Source organism: Pseudomonas fluorescens, from assembly GCF_001307275.1.
Lineage (GTDB): Bacteria > Pseudomonadota > Gammaproteobacteria > Pseudomonadales > Pseudomonadaceae > Aquipseudomonas > Aquipseudomonas fluorescens_AA.
On sequence record NZ_CP012831.1, the window covers coordinates 6,119,470 to 6,134,390 of the forward strand.

The window sequence follows — 14,921 nt, forward strand, 5'->3', positions numbered from 1 at the left end:
CCCCTGCCCCATCCCTGTTTCTACCTCACCAATCATCCAGAGTAAGCGTCGGCTATGAAGCGTATCCAGTATCACAATTACGGCGGGCCGCAGGTGATGAAGCTCGAAGCCTTTGCGTTGGCTTCACCGGGTCAAGGCGAAGTCGCTGTGAAAGTCAGATTCGCCGCCATCAACCCTATCGACTGGAAGTTGCGCAGCGGGCAGATGAAGATCGTTACGGGCAGGTCCTTCCCCCGGGCCATGGGCATGGATTTCTCCGGCGTCGTCATGGCGGTGGGCAGCAACGTGACGCGGTTTAAAGTGGGTGATGCTGTTTTTGGTCTCGCTCGCTTCAAGGAAAGTGGTGCGCTGGCAGAAGCCGTGGTCACCAAGGAATCGCTGCTGGCCAGCAAACCCGAGAATGTCTCCTTTGAACAAGCCGCTTGCCTCGGGACTCCGGGAACGACAGCCTGGAACGGATTGCGGGACAAGGCCGGGCTGACCGCGGGCCAGCGCGTCTTCATCAACGGTTGCAGTGGCGCGGTCGGTGAAGCCTGCGTGCAAATAGCGCGCATGGTGGGGGCCACTATCACCGGTTCGTGCAGTGAAGAGACGCTAGGGCGGGCGCGGCAACTGGGGGTCGATACGGTTCACGACTATCGCAAAACCGATCTGTCCAGGCTGCCTGAACGTTTTGATGTGGTGTATGACACGGCAGCCACCATGGCCCTGCCGGTCGGCCTCAACCTGCTGCGTAAAGGCGGCGTGCTGCTGGATCTGAATCCAAGCCCTGGCAAGTTCATTCGCTCCTTTTTTGATAAGCGCCTGAAACCCGTCATCTGCACACCGCGCCCCGAGGTCCTCGACACGCTCGCCCAAGCCGCCCAGAATGGCAGCTTCCGGCTTCCTGTGGCGCAAGTGGTGCCTCTTGACGATGCGATCCAGCTTATCGCGGCCATCGAGGGAGGCAGGAAGCTGCGTGGCAAGGCCCTTGTAGCCATGGACTGAAGCGTGTCAAGAAGCCATAGATTGTTCGACCTCATGCAAGTGCTTCGGCGTCATCGCGGAACGGTTTCCGGTGTCACGCTATCCCGTGAGCTGAATGTCTCATTGCGTACCATCCGACGGGACGTCATCACGCTGCAGTCGATGGGGGCGGACATCGTTGGCGAGCCCGGTGTTGGCTACATCTTGCGTCCGGGTTTTCTGTTGCCGCCATTGAGTTTCACCGAGGAAGAAATTCAGGCACTGATGGCCGGCGCGCAATGGGTCAGCCGCCAAACCGATGAAGGCCTGGCCCACGCCGTTCAAAACGCATTGGCCAAGATCGACAGCGTCCTGCCGCCACACATGCGGCGGACCTTGGACAACGACACGATTTACGTCAGCCGCAATCAAGGCGCCCCGGCGGCGCTGGATCTGGCGCAGGTCCGGCTGGCGCTTCGCGAACAACGCAAAATGCAGATCGTCTACAAGGACGAAAATGGGGAGCAGACGCAACGAACCCTCTGGCCGATCATGCTGGGGTTCGTCGAGGCGCAGCGGTATATCGCAGGCTGGTGCGAACTGCGCGGCGACTATCGTTTGTTCCGAACGGACCGGATCGTCGAGGTGGGTTTCCTGGAGGAGCGCTACGCCCGTCCCCGGCAACAGCTGGTCAAGGAATGGCGCTCCCGGGACGCGCACCCGTGCAAACAGAAAGACTGCAGCTAGCAGCCCACTTGCTCTATGGCCAGCACATTTCCCCTGTGGGGCTGGAGGTGGACATGAGTGTTGTGCCTGCTGAAGATTGAAGGTGGGCGCGAGCCTGCTCGCGATGGCGATGGTTCAGTCACTTGAATAACTCACTGCTCATGAAATCGATGAACACCCGCAGTTTCGGCGCCAGGTGTTTGCTTGAGGGCCAGAGCATGCGGAAGGTGCTCTGATGCCTGTTGAAGTCGTCCAGGACGGTGACCAGCTCACCGGCAGCGATGGCCTCACGCACAGTGAAATCCGGCACGCAGGCAATCCCCAGCGCATCATGCACCACGTGCAGCAACGCCTCGGTGGTGTTGCAGACCAGGTTCGCCGGCAGGTTGAGTTCCGGCTCCCCGTCCCCGTTTACCGGCCAGACTTGCATCCTGCCAGTACTGGGAAACTTGTATAACAGGCAGGCATGGCGCAGAAGATCCGTCGGTACGTGCGGTGTGCCGTGTTCGGCGAAGTACCGGGGCGAACCGACCACAACGAGCTTGAACGGGCCCAACGGACGGGACATCAACCGGGAGTCGTTCGGCTCTCCGGTCCGAATGACCGCATCGAAACCCTCCTCGATGATGTCCACCAGCCTGTCGGAAAAATCCAGGTCCAGTTCAATACTGGGGTAGCGCCGCATGAAGGCGATCAGCGTCGGCATGACCAGGTCCGCAACGAGGGGCAGACTCACGCGCAGTTTGCCCCGTGGCGCTTTGCGGGTTTGCGACAGTTCCTGTTCGGCCGCTTCGACTTCGCAGAGAATGCGCCGGCAACGTTCGAGAAACAGCGCTCCTTCGGCCGTCAGCGTGATACTTCGCGTGCTGCGATGAAACAGCCGCACGCCCAGCCGCTCCTCGAGCCGGGCGACGCTTTTGCCCACCGCCGAAGACGAAATGCCCAGCGCCCTGCCCGCCTCTGAAAAACTGCGGGTTTCGGCCGCGCGCACAAAAAAATCAATCCCGCTCAGTGATTCCACGCCAGCCTCCCATTGCGGACATTTTTTCCGATGTGTTGTGCACTCTAGCATTCTTGTCTCGACAAAGAGGGGCACCTACCGTAGTCGACACTTATCAATCTGCGATTGACCGCGTCGTCCCGGCGGGTCAGGAGCGCTCCAAGCAGGTGACACATGACGATTGCCAACCCCCCTATCGATGCCGATGCCGAGGTCATTCAAGACACTGCGCCGCTCCCCATCGGATCACTGTTTGCCCTCGCACTGGCGGCCTTCGTGACCATCCTCACCGAAGCCTTGCCCGCCGGTCTTCTTGCACAGATCAGCGAAGGGCTGGCGATCTCCGAAGCCCTCGCCGGCCAACTGGTAACGGTCTACGCGATAGGCTCCTTGCTGGCGGCCATTCCATTGACCGCCGCGACCCAAGGCATGCGACGCAGATCGCTCTTGCTGACGGCAATCGCCGGTTTCGCCGTTGCCAATACCGTCACGACGTTTTCTACCCATTATGGTTTGACGATTGTCGCGCGCTTGCTGGGTGGCGTATCGGCCGGGCTGCTGTGGGCCTTGTTGGCCGGTTATGCCGCCCGTATGGTGCCCGAAAGCCAGAAGGGTCGAGCGATTGCAATCGCCATGGTGGGCGCGCCCTTGGCGTTGTCCCTGGGCGTGCCGGCTGGCACGCTGCTCGGCAACCTGGTCGGCTGGCGAATGAGCTTCGCCATCATGAGCCTGTTCGCCGTAGCCTTGATGGTCTGGGTACGACTCAAGGTGCCTGACTTTCCCGGACAGGCCTCCAACAAACGTCTTGCCTTGGGCCAGGTCTTCACTCTGCCAGGCGTTCGCTCGGTGCTGTTCGTGGTACTGGCTTTTGTCCTGGCGCACAACATTCTCTTTACCTACATCGCTCCGTTTTTGACGGCGGCAGGCCTGGGCGAGCGGACGGATCTGGTCCTGTTGGTCTTTGGCGTCGCGTCGTTACTGGGGATCTGGGTGGTCGGCGCGCTGATCGATCGCCATCTGCGGGCGTTGACGCTCGCAGGTACAGTGCTGTTCGCCCTTTCGGCAATGATGCTAGGGGCAATGAGCGACAGGCCTGCGGCGGTGTATATCGCCGTGGCCGCTTGGGGAATCGCTTTCGGAGGGGCTGGGACGCTGTTCCAGACGGCCATCGCCAAGACAGCCGGAGATGCGGCGGATCTGGCCCAGTCAATGCTGGTCACGGCCTGGAACCTGGCCATTGCCGGCGGCGGGATCGTCGGCGGCATTCTGCTCGACCACCTGGGGGTCGTGGCGTTTGCGCCGGTCCTGGTCGTTCTCCTGCTGCTGACGTTGGCGGTGGTGTGGTCGGCCAGGCAGTACGGGTTTACAGCAAACCTGCGCTGAACATGCATGCGCTCATGAATAGCCATCAACGATAGACATCAGTCACTGACAACAACAGCGTGCACCTCCACGGGGCACGCTGATTCGCATGATCAGGCAATAATCAGCCCGAATCGTGCAACCCACTCCAACCATTCCTTCCTATAGTTAACCAGAGCCAAACCATCTGGAGCTGGTCCCCCTATGAGCGCCCTGAACATCAACGGCCGTGAATACACGGTCGACGTCGACCCTGGCACCCCTATCCTCTGGACCCTGCGCGACACGCTGGGCATGACCGGCACCAAGTTCGGCTGCGGCGCGGCGCTGTGTGGCGCCTGCACCGTGCACCTGGATGGCCAGGCCATTCGTTCCTGCGTGACGCCCATCGCCGCCGCCGTCGGCAAGAAGATCACCACCATCGAAGCGGCAACCGACGGCAGTGATCCGGTGGGCAGCGCCGTGCACGAGGCGTGGGTCAAACACGACGTGGCGCAATGCGGCTACTGCCAGAGTGGCCAGATCATGAGCGCAACGGCTTTTCTCAAGGCCCAGCCCAAGGGCAAGCAGCCCACGGCGGCCGAGATCGACTCGGCCATGGCCGGCAATATCTGCCGCTGTGGCACCTACGCCCGAATCCGCGCCGCGGTGGCTGATGCCGCCAAAGCCATTGCCTGATCGGAGCTGACCATGCTGAACGAGATCTTCCCGAACGAGCTCCCCCGCGCCTTGCAACATATGCTTGAACGTGACGAGGCTGACGGCCCCGCTGCCCTGCCCCGGCGCAGCTTCCTCAAGATCGTCGGCATCGGCGGGCTGGCCTTGGGGGCGTTTCCACACCTGGCCCTGGCGCAGGAAGCCAATGGCGCCGTCGCAGCGCCGCTCAAACCGACCCAGCAACCCTCCGCCTTCGTGCAGATCGCGCCCAATGGCGAGGTCACGGTCACCATCAATCGGTTGGAATTCGGCCAGGGCGTGCAGACCGGCCTGCCCATGATTCTCGCCGAAGAACTGGATGCCGACTGGAGCCTGGTGCGCAGTCGCAACGGCAGCAACGACGCGGCCTATATGGACCCGGCGTTCGGCATCCACCTCACGGGTGGTTCCAACACGATCAAGAACAGCTACACCCAGTACCGCGAACTTGGCGCCCGTGCGCGCGCCATGCTGCTGAGTGCGGCCGCCGCACGCTGGAACGTGGACGTGGCGAGCCTGAGTACCCAGGCCGGCATGGTGCTCGGCCCAGCGGGCCGTAAAGCGAGCTACGGCGAACTGGCGCAAGCGGCGATGGCGATGCCTGTACCCGAGCAGATCACGCTCAAGGACCCCAAGGATTTCCGCATCATCGGCCAGGCCACCACACGCATCGATGCCAAGGCCAAGAGCAGCGGCCAGCAGGATTTCGGCATCGACATGCACCTGCCGGGGCAACTCACGGCCGTCGTTGCCCGGCCACCGGTGTTCGGCGCCAGAATCGCTGCTCTGGACGACAGCGCGGCGCGGGCCACAAAAGGCGTGAAGGCCGTGTTGCGCGTACCGCTGGATGGCGGCGCCGAAGGTGTCGCGGTGGTTGCCGACAGCTACTGGCAGGCGAAGCTGGCACGCGATGCGCTGAAGGTGGAATGGAACGCGTCCGCTGTGGAAAAGCTGGACAGCGAAAAACAATTGGCCCAATACCGCGAACTGGCCAGCCAGCCCGGCCCGTTGCACTTCGATGCCGACATGACGCCACTCGCCACGGCGCCGCATCGACTGGAGGCCGAGTTCCTGTTTCCCTACCTCGCCCATGCCCCCATGGAACCGCTCAATTGCACCGTGCAGCTTGCCGGCAAAAATGGCGCTCAGTTGTGGGTCGGCACGCAATTCCCCGGCGGCGATGCGGCGGCCGCCGCCAAGGTGCTGGACCTCAAGCCCGAGCAGATCCAGGTGAACGTACAAACCGCTGGTGGAGGTTTTGGCCGGCGCGGCGTACCCACCAACGATTTCGTGGTACTGGCTTGCGAAGTGGCCAAGGCCGCCCGCACCGCTGGGGTCGATGCGCCTATCCGCACACTCTGGAGCCGGGAAGACGACATCAAGGGCGGCTACTACCGCCCCATGCACCTGCACCGTGCGCGCATCGGTTTTGATGACAGTGGCAAGGTTCTCGCCTGGGACCACGCCTTGGTTGGCCAATCGATCATCACCGGTACCGTGTTTGGCGGGCGGGTGAAAAATGGCATCGACCCGACCGCCACCGAGGGCCTGCGCGACCCGTATCCGCTGCCCATGCGGCTGACGGTGCATCACCCGAAACTCAACGTCCCCGTACTGTGGTGGCGCAGCGTCGGTTCCACCCATACGGCTTTTGTGATGGAAACACTGATCGACGAGATCGCCCGCACCACCAAACAGGATCCGGTGGCCTACCGGATGAAGCTGTTTGGCGACCAGAGCCCACGCCATCGCGCGGCGCTGCAATTGGCCGTGGACAAGAGCGAGTACGGCAAGCGCCAGCTACCGGCGGGCCGTGCCTGGGGCGTGGCGGTCCACGAGTCGTTCAGTTCGGTGGTGGCTTATGTGGTCGAAGCCTCGGTGCAGGATGGCCGTCCGGTGCTGCACAACGTGACCGCTGGCGTGCACTGCAACCTGGCCGTCAACCCACGCAGTGTCGAGGCCCAGGTCCAGGGCGCGGCGCTGATGGGCCTGTCGATGTGCCTGCCCGGTGGTGCCATCACCCTGAAAGACGGCGTCGTGCAGCAGAGCAATTTTGCTGACTTCAGCGTGCCGCGCATTACCGACATGCCGGAATTCGCTGTCCACATCGTGCCCAGTGCCGAGCCGCCCACGGGAATGGGCGAACCCGGCCTGCCAGCGTTAGCCCCGGCGTTTGCGAACGCGGTGGCGAGCCTGACCGGTAAACCCATGCGTGAATTGCCGTTCAAGTTGGCGTGAGCGGCGCTTGAGGCTGCCTGGCCGCAATGCCAGGCAAGCCTCACGATCACAAGCGAATTCGCTTGATATCCCGCTGCGGGGGCTCTCCAAACAGGCGACTGTATTCGCGGCTGAACTGCGAGGCACTTTCGTAGCCAACCAGCCCCCCTGCACTGCTCGCGTCGACCTTCTGGCTCAACATCAATTGCCGAGCAGCTTGCAGCCGCAGTTGCTTCTGGTATTGCAACGGGCTCATCCCGGTCACGGTCCGAAAATGCTGGCGGAAAGTGGAAGGACTCATGTGCGCTTGCGCCGCCAGGTCGTCCATGCGCAACGCCTGGCGAAAATTCAGTTTCAGCCAGGCGACCGTCTTGGCAATGTGTTGGCTGGGTGAACCGGCGGCGATGACATGCAGCAACTGCGGCGCATGGGCACCGTTCAACAGGCGAGCGACAACTTCTTCCTTGATCAGCGGGGCCACGGTCTCAAGCAACTGCGGCTCGTCCAGCAGGTCTATCAAACGCCTCAGGGCATCCAGCACCCCGGCATCCAGCGCCTGTACGGTAATCGGTCGAAACGCGTCGTCTTTCATGCGTTGTGACAGCTGCATGCGCTCGGCCACTTGCATCACCATCGTGCTGTCGAATCTCAGCATCAGGCCCAGGAACGGTTTGGCGACGCTGGCCTGGGAGACGTGGGAAATGACCGGCAGGTCCACGCAAGTCACCATGGACTGGCCGGGAGCGTAGGTCAGGATCTCGTCCCCGATCATGGCTTGCTTGCGGCCTTGCAAGGTCACGCCAATGCCCAGGCCGTAGATGCAGTGCATAGGCGCGGTGATTGCCTTGCGCCGATGCAGGCTCAAACCGGCGATGGCAGTCATCTGGTCACCCTCGCCGGGCACAAGCTGGCTGACCGAGCCGGCCAGGCGACTGAGGTCTCGGGCGGCCGTGTCGCTTTTGAAATCGGTGTGCACACTTCACTCCTTGAAAGATCGGGCCCACGACTTGCGGTGATGCCGAACAGTGCCCGGCATCACCGCAAATCGTTGATCAATATGGACGCAGTATGCTGGGTCGGCGGTTCGGATCGCTTGCCTGATTGGCGCAAATTCTTGCACGATTCAACGAGCCACAACCGGCGCAGGTCATCCAAGCCTATGTATTGCAAGATGTTTCGTGGGCTGAAAATGCACAAAGTGATGGCTGGACTCGAAAACTAAAGTCCCTGGAAGATATAGCCGGTTGACCGTTGATCATCCAACGCGACACCTGCTTGCAGCAGTCGTTGGGCCAGGGCCGGCGTTTCGACCCGCACTTTCCAGTCCAGGCCAGTCGGTGCCTCCGGGGCGCGGTCGTAGCGAACGATTGCTTCAGCCAACTGCGCCCGATCAGGCAAGTAAACGGCCAACGCATTGCCCTTCCAGGCGGCGACGTTCATACCCAGCGCTTCACACAGCGCAATCTTGGCCTGGGCATCGTCCCTGTCCGCCTGGCGGGAACGTTCGATCTGATCGGCCAGGATCGGATCGACGACGCGGTCGGTAAACAAGACCTCCCCCGTCTCCCAGACCTCGGGAGGACAGACCTTGTCGGCTGGACGCAAGGTAATGAGCGGATTGATTTCCATCGGGTAGATTCGACAGACCAACGGCCGCTCTTCATAGATGCCGCAACGACCGTCGTCGCCGAGATTGCGGCACTGGGTCAGGGCATTGCCGGCCAACACCGCAACGACTCGGATCCGGGCATCGCCACTGGTGACTTCCACGGCTCTTTGGGCGCTGTGGGCGAATTGTCGAGGCTCCGAAGGCCAGCTCGACTCATCGAACGCCTCCAGCACGACCGCCACCTCATGTCCGCGTTGCAACCATTGCCTCGTCTCGTCCAACGTCAGTGGAATCAGCCGACCTTTGCAGCAAATCCCGCAGCCGTTGCAGGCAAAACGGACCGTGTTGTTTTCCATATCAAGCACTCGCACACATGTTTTCGACCGCCTTCGGCAGGCTCCGCCACTGCGATACAGCTGTGGCAGGGCCTCCGGGCCGCGAGAGTATGTGGAGCGAAACGCCAATCCGCTTGCCGGATCCGCCGGCATAGTTGCCTGATCCAAGGTGTTTTCAGGGGGCGACCCTTGGCAGGGAAAACCGTTGTTTCAGGCAACCCTTCACTGCAGATGCCGGGAACGCGGCATCATTGAAGATGATCGGCGTCGATCACTGCCTGGGCGAACGCTTGCGGCGCCTCTTGGGGCAGGTTGTGACCGATGCCGCCGTCGATCAGGCGATGCTCATATTTGCCGGTGAAGCGCTTGGCATAGGCTTCAGCGGGTGGATGGGGAGCGCCGTTGGCGTCGCCTTCCAGGGTGATGGTCGGTACGCCGATCGACGGGAACGTTGCCAGTTTCTTTTCCAGCCCGTCGTACTTGGCTTCGCCCTTGACCAGGCCCAGACGCCAGCGATAGTTGAAGATTGAAACCGCGACATGATCGGGGTTCTGCAAGGCGGCGGCGCTTCGGTCGTACGTCGCGTCATCGAAGTTCCACTTCGGCGACGCCAGCTTCCAGATCAGCTTGGCGAAGTCGTGGGTGTTTTTCTCGTAACCGAGGCGGCCACGTTCTGTCGCAAAGTAGAACTGATACCACCACTGCAACTCCGCAGCCGGCGGCAGCGGTGCCTTGCCGGCCTCCTGGCTGCCGATCAGGTAGCCACTCACCGCCACCAGCGCCTTCACCCGCTCCGGCCAAAGGGCCGCGACAATGTCAGCGGTGCGTGCGCCCCAGTCATAACCGCCCAGCACCGCCTGTCTGATGTTCAGTGCGTCCATGAAATCGATGAGGTCGCTTGCCAGCGCAGAAGGCTGGCCGTTGCGCAGGGTCTTGGCAGACAGGAAGCGCGTATCGCCATAACCGCGGGCATAGGGAATCAACACGCGATAGCCCTGCTCCGCCAGCGCCGGCGCCACATCTGCATAGCTGAGGATGTCGTAGGGCCAACCGTGCAACAGGATCACCACCGGCCCATCGGCGGGGCCGACTTCGGCATAGGCCACGTCCAACAGCCCAGCCTTGACGTGCTTGAGCGGGCCGAACGACGTGTGGCTGCCGGGGGTGATCGCGCCGACAGTGCTCGCCGGCCCATCGGCCGCGCTGGCCTGGGACGCGGTCAATCCCAAGGCGCCAAGCTGCATCATTGCCAACGCCAGAAGGGTTGGCGCGAGCAGGCGGCGTTGGCGGGAAGCGGAGGTAGGGTTTATGTCCATGTGAAGCTCCTTGCGAACGACGTGGGGTGAGCCGGTGAGACGGCTTGGGCTGTCTCGATGGGCCCCATTTGACGTTGGCCAGGTATCGCGGATGTGTCAGCGACGGGCTTGAATGCAACGGCTCGTATCGGCCATGTCCCTGGATACACAGAGATACATTCGTGTTACGCGCTTGCTGCGGGTTCGGTCGAGGGGGCAGCCAGTCGCTTAAAGTGGCTTCCCATGAAACGCCTGCCCCAGCACCGCCAAGCGTTCCGCCAACGGTGGCAAGCATTGGCTGCTGCGAGTCAGGATGCCGATGTTGTCGGCGTTGCGCTCAGCCACGGCCTGCACGCTTTGCAGGCGCTGGTTGATGCCCATCGACGCTTTGGATTGTTCTTGGGTGGTGCTGGCGATCAGGTCGTTGAAATGATTGATCACGGCGATGTCTTCGACGACGGCGTGCAACAGTTGCGAAGCCAGTTGGCTGGCGGAGACGCAGCGCTCGACCCCATCGCGGCTGTCTTGCATCGCGACGGCGGCCTGGCGGCTGCCTTGCTGCAGCTTGGTGATGATCTGTTGGATCTCGGTGGTGGACGTCGAGGTCTTTTGTGACAGGGTGCGGACCTCGTCGGCCACCACCGCGAACCCGCGGCCCTGCTCGCCAGCCCGGGCCGCCTCGATGGCGGCGTTGAGGGCCAGCAGGTTGGTCTGCTCGGCAATGCCGTTGATCACATCCAGCACCTGGCCGATCTGTTGTGCCTGGTCGGCCAGGACCTGTACGGTTTCGTTGGTCAGGTTGATGCGCCCTGCCAGCTCGACAATCTCCTCCCGGGTCTGGTCAACCGTGGTGCGCCCGCGGTTGACCTGCTCGTTGGCCTGGCCGGCGCGCTGCAGGGTCTGGTCGACATGGCCGGCGATGTTTTCCATGGCCTCGACCAGATGGCTGATCGCACCGCTCATCTGTGCCACTTCGTCGAGTTGGTGACGGGCACCGGTTTCCAGGGTCTGGCCAACCTGGGACAGGTCCTGGCCCAGGTCCGAGAGGTTGCGGGTGTCGCGCACCACGCCGTCCACCAGTTGGGTGACCTGCTGGAGGAAATGATCGAAACGCTCACTCGAAGAGACCTTGACGCCGTCGCTGCGCTGCCTGTCGGCGTCGTTGCTCAACTGCGCGGCCGCCGCCAGCACCTTATCGAGCACCTCCTGGTTTTCCGTGGCGTCGGCCAGGCTCTGGTTCGCCAGGTAAATCAGGATCACGCTTTCCACCACCACGTAGAACGCGTGAAGAAAGATCATCGACCAGCCACCGTGGGTGTCCATGACGAATACCGGATAACCCTGGTGTTGAAGCCAGTGAAAACCAAGGTGATGAACCGCGATGGTGGCGGCGGCAACGACAATCGGCAGCCAGTCACGGTAGAACGTCAACACGGCCAGCAGCACGAAGATCCCGAAGTGGAATTCGATCACGCCGTGGGTCTGGTTGATGTGCAAGGCCGCCATGACCATCAGCGCCACCGCGATGACGCAGCGCATGGCCCGGGTGCCGGCCAGGACGCGATAAAGCGTGGTGCTCGCCACGCAGGTGGTCGCCCCCACCAGCAGCGCCTGGGTGAACGTCGAGTGCAGGAATGCCAGGCTCAGGGAATACAGCAACGTGAGCCAGAGTAGCCCCAGCATGATGCGGTCGGCTTTACGGTGGTGATCGTTAAAGCGCACGGGCGATGTCATGGGGGTCGTCCTTTTCAAAGACTTGGAGGTCCGTTACCGAGTGCCGCTAACGGCTTAGCGGCGTTTCGAGAGGGAACTTTAACTGATTATCATCAATTGGTGGCACTGCGCCATCAAGCTTTTCTCGGCGGTCTTTGCTTTATGATGTGCGCCATCTCATGACTGACTGATGGAACCCCCATGACTTTCGATTTCGACACCGTATTGGAGCGCCACGGCACCGGCAGTACCAAATGGAGCCGCTACCCGGCCGATGTGCTGCCAATGTGGGTGGCCGACATGGATTTCCCCGCCCCACCGGTGGTCATCGACGCGCTGCACAAGCGCCTTGAACATCCGATGCTGGGCTACAGTGTCGCCCAGGACAATCTGCGCGCAGCCATCGTGGCGGACCTGTGGGGCAAGTACGCCTGGCGTGTCGAGCCTCAGCAGATCGTGTTCCTGCCTGGCGTCGAGCCGGGTTTCAATATGGCGCTGCGTGCCCTGGTGGAACCCCGACAGAATGTCGTGGTGCAGGTGCCCAACTACCCTCCGCTGCGCCACGCCCCCGGTCACTGGCAGTTGAACAAAGTGGAGTTGCCGTTCACCCCGGTCAAGGGTGAATTCCATACGCCCTTGACCGCGTTGCGCGAAGCATTGCAGGGCGGCGGCGCCCTGTTGCTGAGCAACCCTCACAACCCGCTGGGCAAGGTGTTTGGCCGCGAAGAACTCAAGGCCGTGGCGGACATTTGCCTGGCGCAGGACGCCTGGATCATCTCCGACGAAATCCATGCCGAATTGTGCTTCGACGGCCGCGTGCACATTCCGACCGCCTCCCTCAGCCCGGAGATTGCCGAGCGCACCATCACCTTGATGTCCGCCAGCAAGGCCTACAACATCGCCGGGCTGAAAACATCGTTCGCCATTATCCAGAACGCCAAGCTGCGCGAGCGGGTCAACAACGCGCGGGCCGGCATGGTCGACAGCGTCAATGCCTTCGGCCTGGAAGCGACCCGTGCGGCCTACAGCGAAGCCGGCCCATGGCTGGAGGCCTTGAAAGCCTATCTGCAAGCCAACCGCGATTACCTGGTCGAGGCGGTGAGCACCCGTCTGCCGGGCATCACCATGACCGTGCCCCAGGGCACTTACCTGGCCTGGCTGGATTGCTCCGGGCTGGGGCTGGATGACCCACAAGGATTTTTCTTGAAAGAAGCCAAGGTCGGGCTGAGTGCCGGGCTGGATTTTGCTGACGATGCCGGGCAGTTCGTGCGCCTGAACTTCGGCTGCCCGCGGGCATTGCTGGAGGAAGGCCTCGCACGGATGGAGCGCAGCCTGAAAGCCAGGGGCTGATTCAACTGCCAATGCCCCTTGTGGTTAGGGAGCAAGCTCCTTGCCACAAGGGTTTGAGCTTTATTCATGCATATCCGGCGCATAGACAAAGCACAACTTGTTCCCCTCCGGGTCGCGGCAATACGCACCGAAATAACCTTCGCAATACTGCGGCCTCGGACCCGGTGGGCCTTCGTCGGTACCGCCCATGGCCATCGCCTGCTCCCAGGCAGCGCGGACGGTTTGCGGGGAATCGGCGGCGAAGCTCACTTGCATGCCATTGCCCCAGGTCGCGGGCAGGCCATTGAAAGGCAACTGGACAAAAACCTGCGGCCAATACTTGCCGGGCTGACGCCAGCCTTCTCCCGGCGGGCCCGAATCGTTTTCGCCCGCGATGCGCTCCAGCCCCAGGCAGCCGAGCACTGCATCATAAAAAGCGACCATTGTCGGCAGGTCGCGCGCGCCGATCTGTATGTGGCTGAACATTGCCCTGCTCCTTCTCGACACCGGTACTGACATTGGAGAATACAGGCTCGTCCAATGTTCGCCACAGCCCACCCTTCACCGACGAAACGACCACCGTCACGCTCATCGACTGGCCGGACAATCCGACCGAACTCTGCCCGAAAACCCAAAGTCCACCCTCCATCGCAACCCACCTGGAGAACGACGATGGTCGACTACCCTTTCCCGCCTTTCCCTAAACAAAGCCAGCCGGTGCCCGGCACCCAGCGCAAAATGGACCCTTATCCGGACTGCGGCGAGCAGAGCTACACCGGCTCCGGACGACTGGCGAACAAGATCGCCCTGATCACCGGCGCCGACAGCGGCATCGGTCGCGCCGTTGCCATTGCCTTCGCCCGTGAAGGTGCGGATGTGGCGATTGCCTACTTGGACGAGCATGAAGACGCCCGGGAAACCGCACGCTGGGTCGAGCAGGCCGGACGCCAGTGCCTGTTGTTGCCCGGTGACCTGGCGGACAAAGGCCTGTGCCGCAAGATCGTCGATGAAACCGTCGCCCGCTTTGGCCATATCGACATCCTGGTCAACAACGCCGCGTTCCAGATGACCCACGAAAACCTGGAGGACATTCCCGACGAAGAATGGGTGCGTACCTTCAATATCAACATCACCGCGATGTTCAGGATCTGCCAGGCCGCCGTGCCGCACATGAAGCCTGGTGGCTCGATCATCAATACCAGCTCGGTCAATTCCGACATGCCCAAGCCGACACTGCTGGCCTATGCCGCCACCAAAGGCGCCATCGCCAACTTCACCGGTGGCCTGGCGCAGATGCTCGGGCCCAAGGGCATCCGCGTGAACAGCGTGGCACCGGGACCGATCTGGACGCCGCTGATCGTGGCGACCATGCCCGAGGAAGAAGTGCAGAATTTCGGTACCCAGACGCCCCTTGGCCGCCCCGGCCAGCCGGTTGAAGTGGCGCCGATCTATGTGCTGCTGGCCTCGGACGAAGGCAGCTACATCTCCGGAGCCCGTTATGGGATTACCGGGGGCAAGCCGATGCTTTAAGCATGGCGCAGCGTTTTACCTGTGGCGAGGGAGCACTCAGCCAATGGGCCTTGCCCCTAATACCTGTGGGAGCGAGCGTGCTCGCGATAGGGGCAGGTCAGGCAACATCAATGGGCTGGTTTACCGCTATCGCGAGCAAGCTCGCTCCCACAGTGGGCTGTGCC

At 62.2% G+C, this 14,921-nt stretch carries 13 protein-coding genes; 7 read left to right on the forward strand and 6 right to left on the reverse strand.

Annotated elements, in window-relative coordinates; all coding sequences use genetic code 11:
• Window positions 1-54 precede the first annotated feature (54 nt).
• Together AO356_RS26900 and AO356_RS26905 are read left to right on the forward strand one after the other, a co-directional pair.
• Window positions 55-987 (forward strand): NAD(P)-dependent alcohol dehydrogenase, encoded by a 933-nt coding sequence (locus AO356_RS26900; RefSeq protein WP_060742383.1) that lies wholly within the window; start codon window positions 55-57, stop codon window positions 985-987.
• 3 nt (window positions 988-990) lie between these two features.
• Complete coding sequence (locus AO356_RS26905) at window positions 991-1,692, forward strand: helix-turn-helix transcriptional regulator (RefSeq protein ID WP_203225767.1); 702 nt, start codon at window positions 991-993, stop codon at window positions 1,690-1,692.
• A gap of 118 nt (window positions 1,693-1,810) precedes the next feature.
• Here the strand turns inward: AO356_RS26905 and AO356_RS26910 are convergent, their stop codons facing one another.
• On the reverse strand, window positions 1,811-2,692 hold the full coding sequence (locus AO356_RS26910) for a LysR family transcriptional regulator (protein WP_060742384.1): 882 nt from the start codon (window positions 2,690-2,692) through the stop codon (window positions 1,811-1,813).
• Window positions 2,693-2,845: 153 nt separating this feature from the next.
• Here AO356_RS26910 and AO356_RS26915 point away from each other — a divergent pair, with 153 nt between their 5' ends.
• The 3 genes from AO356_RS26915 (at window position 2,846) to AO356_RS26925 (ending at window position 6,967) form a co-directional block, all read left to right on the forward strand.
• On the forward strand, window positions 2,846-4,054 hold the full coding sequence (locus tag AO356_RS26915) for an MFS transporter (RefSeq protein WP_060742385.1): 1,209 nt from the start codon (window positions 2,846-2,848) through the stop codon (window positions 4,052-4,054).
• Between the two features lie 183 nt (window positions 4,055-4,237).
• Window positions 4,238-4,711: a (2Fe-2S)-binding protein gene (locus AO356_RS26920; RefSeq protein ID WP_060742386.1), complete on the forward strand. Its 474-nt coding sequence runs from the start codon at window positions 4,238-4,240 to the stop codon at window positions 4,709-4,711.
• Between the two features lie 12 nt (window positions 4,712-4,723).
• Window positions 4,724-6,967, forward strand: coding sequence for a xanthine dehydrogenase family protein molybdopterin-binding subunit (locus AO356_RS26925; RefSeq protein ID WP_060742387.1), 2,244 nt, complete (start codon window positions 4,724-4,726; stop codon window positions 6,965-6,967).
• 46 nt (window positions 6,968-7,013) lie between these two features.
• Here the strand turns inward: AO356_RS26925 and AO356_RS26930 are convergent, their stop codons facing one another.
• From AO356_RS26930 to AO356_RS26950, 4 genes are all read right to left on the reverse strand, one after another.
• Window positions 7,014-7,922, reverse strand: coding sequence for an AraC family transcriptional regulator (locus tag AO356_RS26930; protein WP_060742388.1), 909 nt, complete (start codon window positions 7,920-7,922; stop codon window positions 7,014-7,016).
• Between the two features lie 242 nt (window positions 7,923-8,164).
• Window positions 8,165-8,911 carry a YkgJ family cysteine cluster protein gene (locus tag AO356_RS26940; RefSeq protein WP_060742390.1) on the reverse strand — a complete coding sequence of 249 codons (747 nt, stop codon included), beginning with the start codon at window positions 8,909-8,911 and terminating at the stop codon, window positions 8,165-8,167.
• A 227-nt stretch (window positions 8,912-9,138) separates the two neighbouring features.
• Window positions 9,139-10,206, reverse strand: a complete 1,068-nt coding sequence (locus AO356_RS26945) for an alpha/beta fold hydrolase (protein WP_060742391.1) — start codon at window positions 10,204-10,206, stop codon at window positions 9,139-9,141.
• Between the two features lie 207 nt (window positions 10,207-10,413).
• On the reverse strand, window positions 10,414-11,919 hold the full coding sequence (locus AO356_RS26950) for a methyl-accepting chemotaxis protein (protein ID WP_060742392.1): 1,506 nt from the start codon (window positions 11,917-11,919) through the stop codon (window positions 10,414-10,416).
• A 180-nt stretch (window positions 11,920-12,099) separates the two neighbouring features.
• Between AO356_RS26950 and AO356_RS26955 the strand changes: the two genes are divergently transcribed.
• Complete coding sequence (locus tag AO356_RS26955) at window positions 12,100-13,248, forward strand: MalY/PatB family protein (RefSeq protein ID WP_060742393.1); 1,149 nt, start codon at window positions 12,100-12,102, stop codon at window positions 13,246-13,248.
• A 60-nt stretch (window positions 13,249-13,308) separates the two neighbouring features.
• On the opposite strand, the gene AO356_RS26960 is transcribed toward AO356_RS26955, so the two are convergent.
• A complete protein-coding gene (locus AO356_RS26960; protein WP_060742394.1) occupies window positions 13,309-13,713 on the reverse strand; it encodes a VOC family protein in 405 nt (134 codons plus the stop codon).
• Window positions 13,714-13,899: 186 nt separating this feature from the next.
• On the opposite strand from AO356_RS26960, the gene AO356_RS26965 reads away from it, so the two are divergent.
• Window positions 13,900-14,757, forward strand: a complete 858-nt coding sequence (locus AO356_RS26965; RefSeq protein WP_060742395.1) for an SDR family oxidoreductase — start codon at window positions 13,900-13,902, stop codon at window positions 14,755-14,757.
• Window positions 14,758-14,921 lie beyond the last annotated feature (164 nt).

Excerpts from the sequence above, each read along its gene's own strand:
- AO356_RS26900 (WP_060742383.1), top strand. The coding sequence starts at position 55 with ATGAAGCGTATCCAGTATCACAATTACGGCGGGCCGCAGGTGATGAAG.
- AO356_RS26915 (WP_060742385.1), top strand. The coding sequence starts at position 2,846 with ATGACGATTGCCAACCCCCCTATCGATGCCGATGCCGAGGTCATTCAA.
- AO356_RS26920 (WP_060742386.1), top strand. The coding sequence starts at position 4,238 with ATGAGCGCCCTGAACATCAACGGCCGTGAATACACGGTCGACGTCGAC.
- AO356_RS26925 (WP_060742387.1), top strand. The coding sequence starts at position 4,724 with ATGCTGAACGAGATCTTCCCGAACGAGCTCCCCCGCGCCTTGCAACAT.
- AO356_RS26940 (WP_060742390.1), bottom strand. The coding sequence starts at position 8,911 with ATGGAAAACAACACGGTCCGTTTTGCCTGCAACGGCTGCGGGATTTGC.
- AO356_RS26945 (WP_060742391.1), bottom strand. The coding sequence starts at position 10,206 with ATGGACATAAACCCTACCTCCGCTTCCCGCCAACGCCGCCTGCTCGCG.
- AO356_RS26950 (WP_060742392.1), bottom strand. The coding sequence starts at position 11,919 with ATGACATCGCCCGTGCGCTTTAACGATCACCACCGTAAAGCCGACCGC.
- AO356_RS26955 (WP_060742393.1), top strand. The coding sequence starts at position 12,100 with ATGACTTTCGATTTCGACACCGTATTGGAGCGCCACGGCACCGGCAGT.
- AO356_RS26960 (WP_060742394.1), bottom strand. The coding sequence starts at position 13,713 with ATGTTCAGCCACATACAGATCGGCGCGCGCGACCTGCCGACAATGGTC.
- AO356_RS26965 (WP_060742395.1), top strand. The coding sequence starts at position 13,900 with ATGGTCGACTACCCTTTCCCGCCTTTCCCTAAACAAAGCCAGCCGGTG.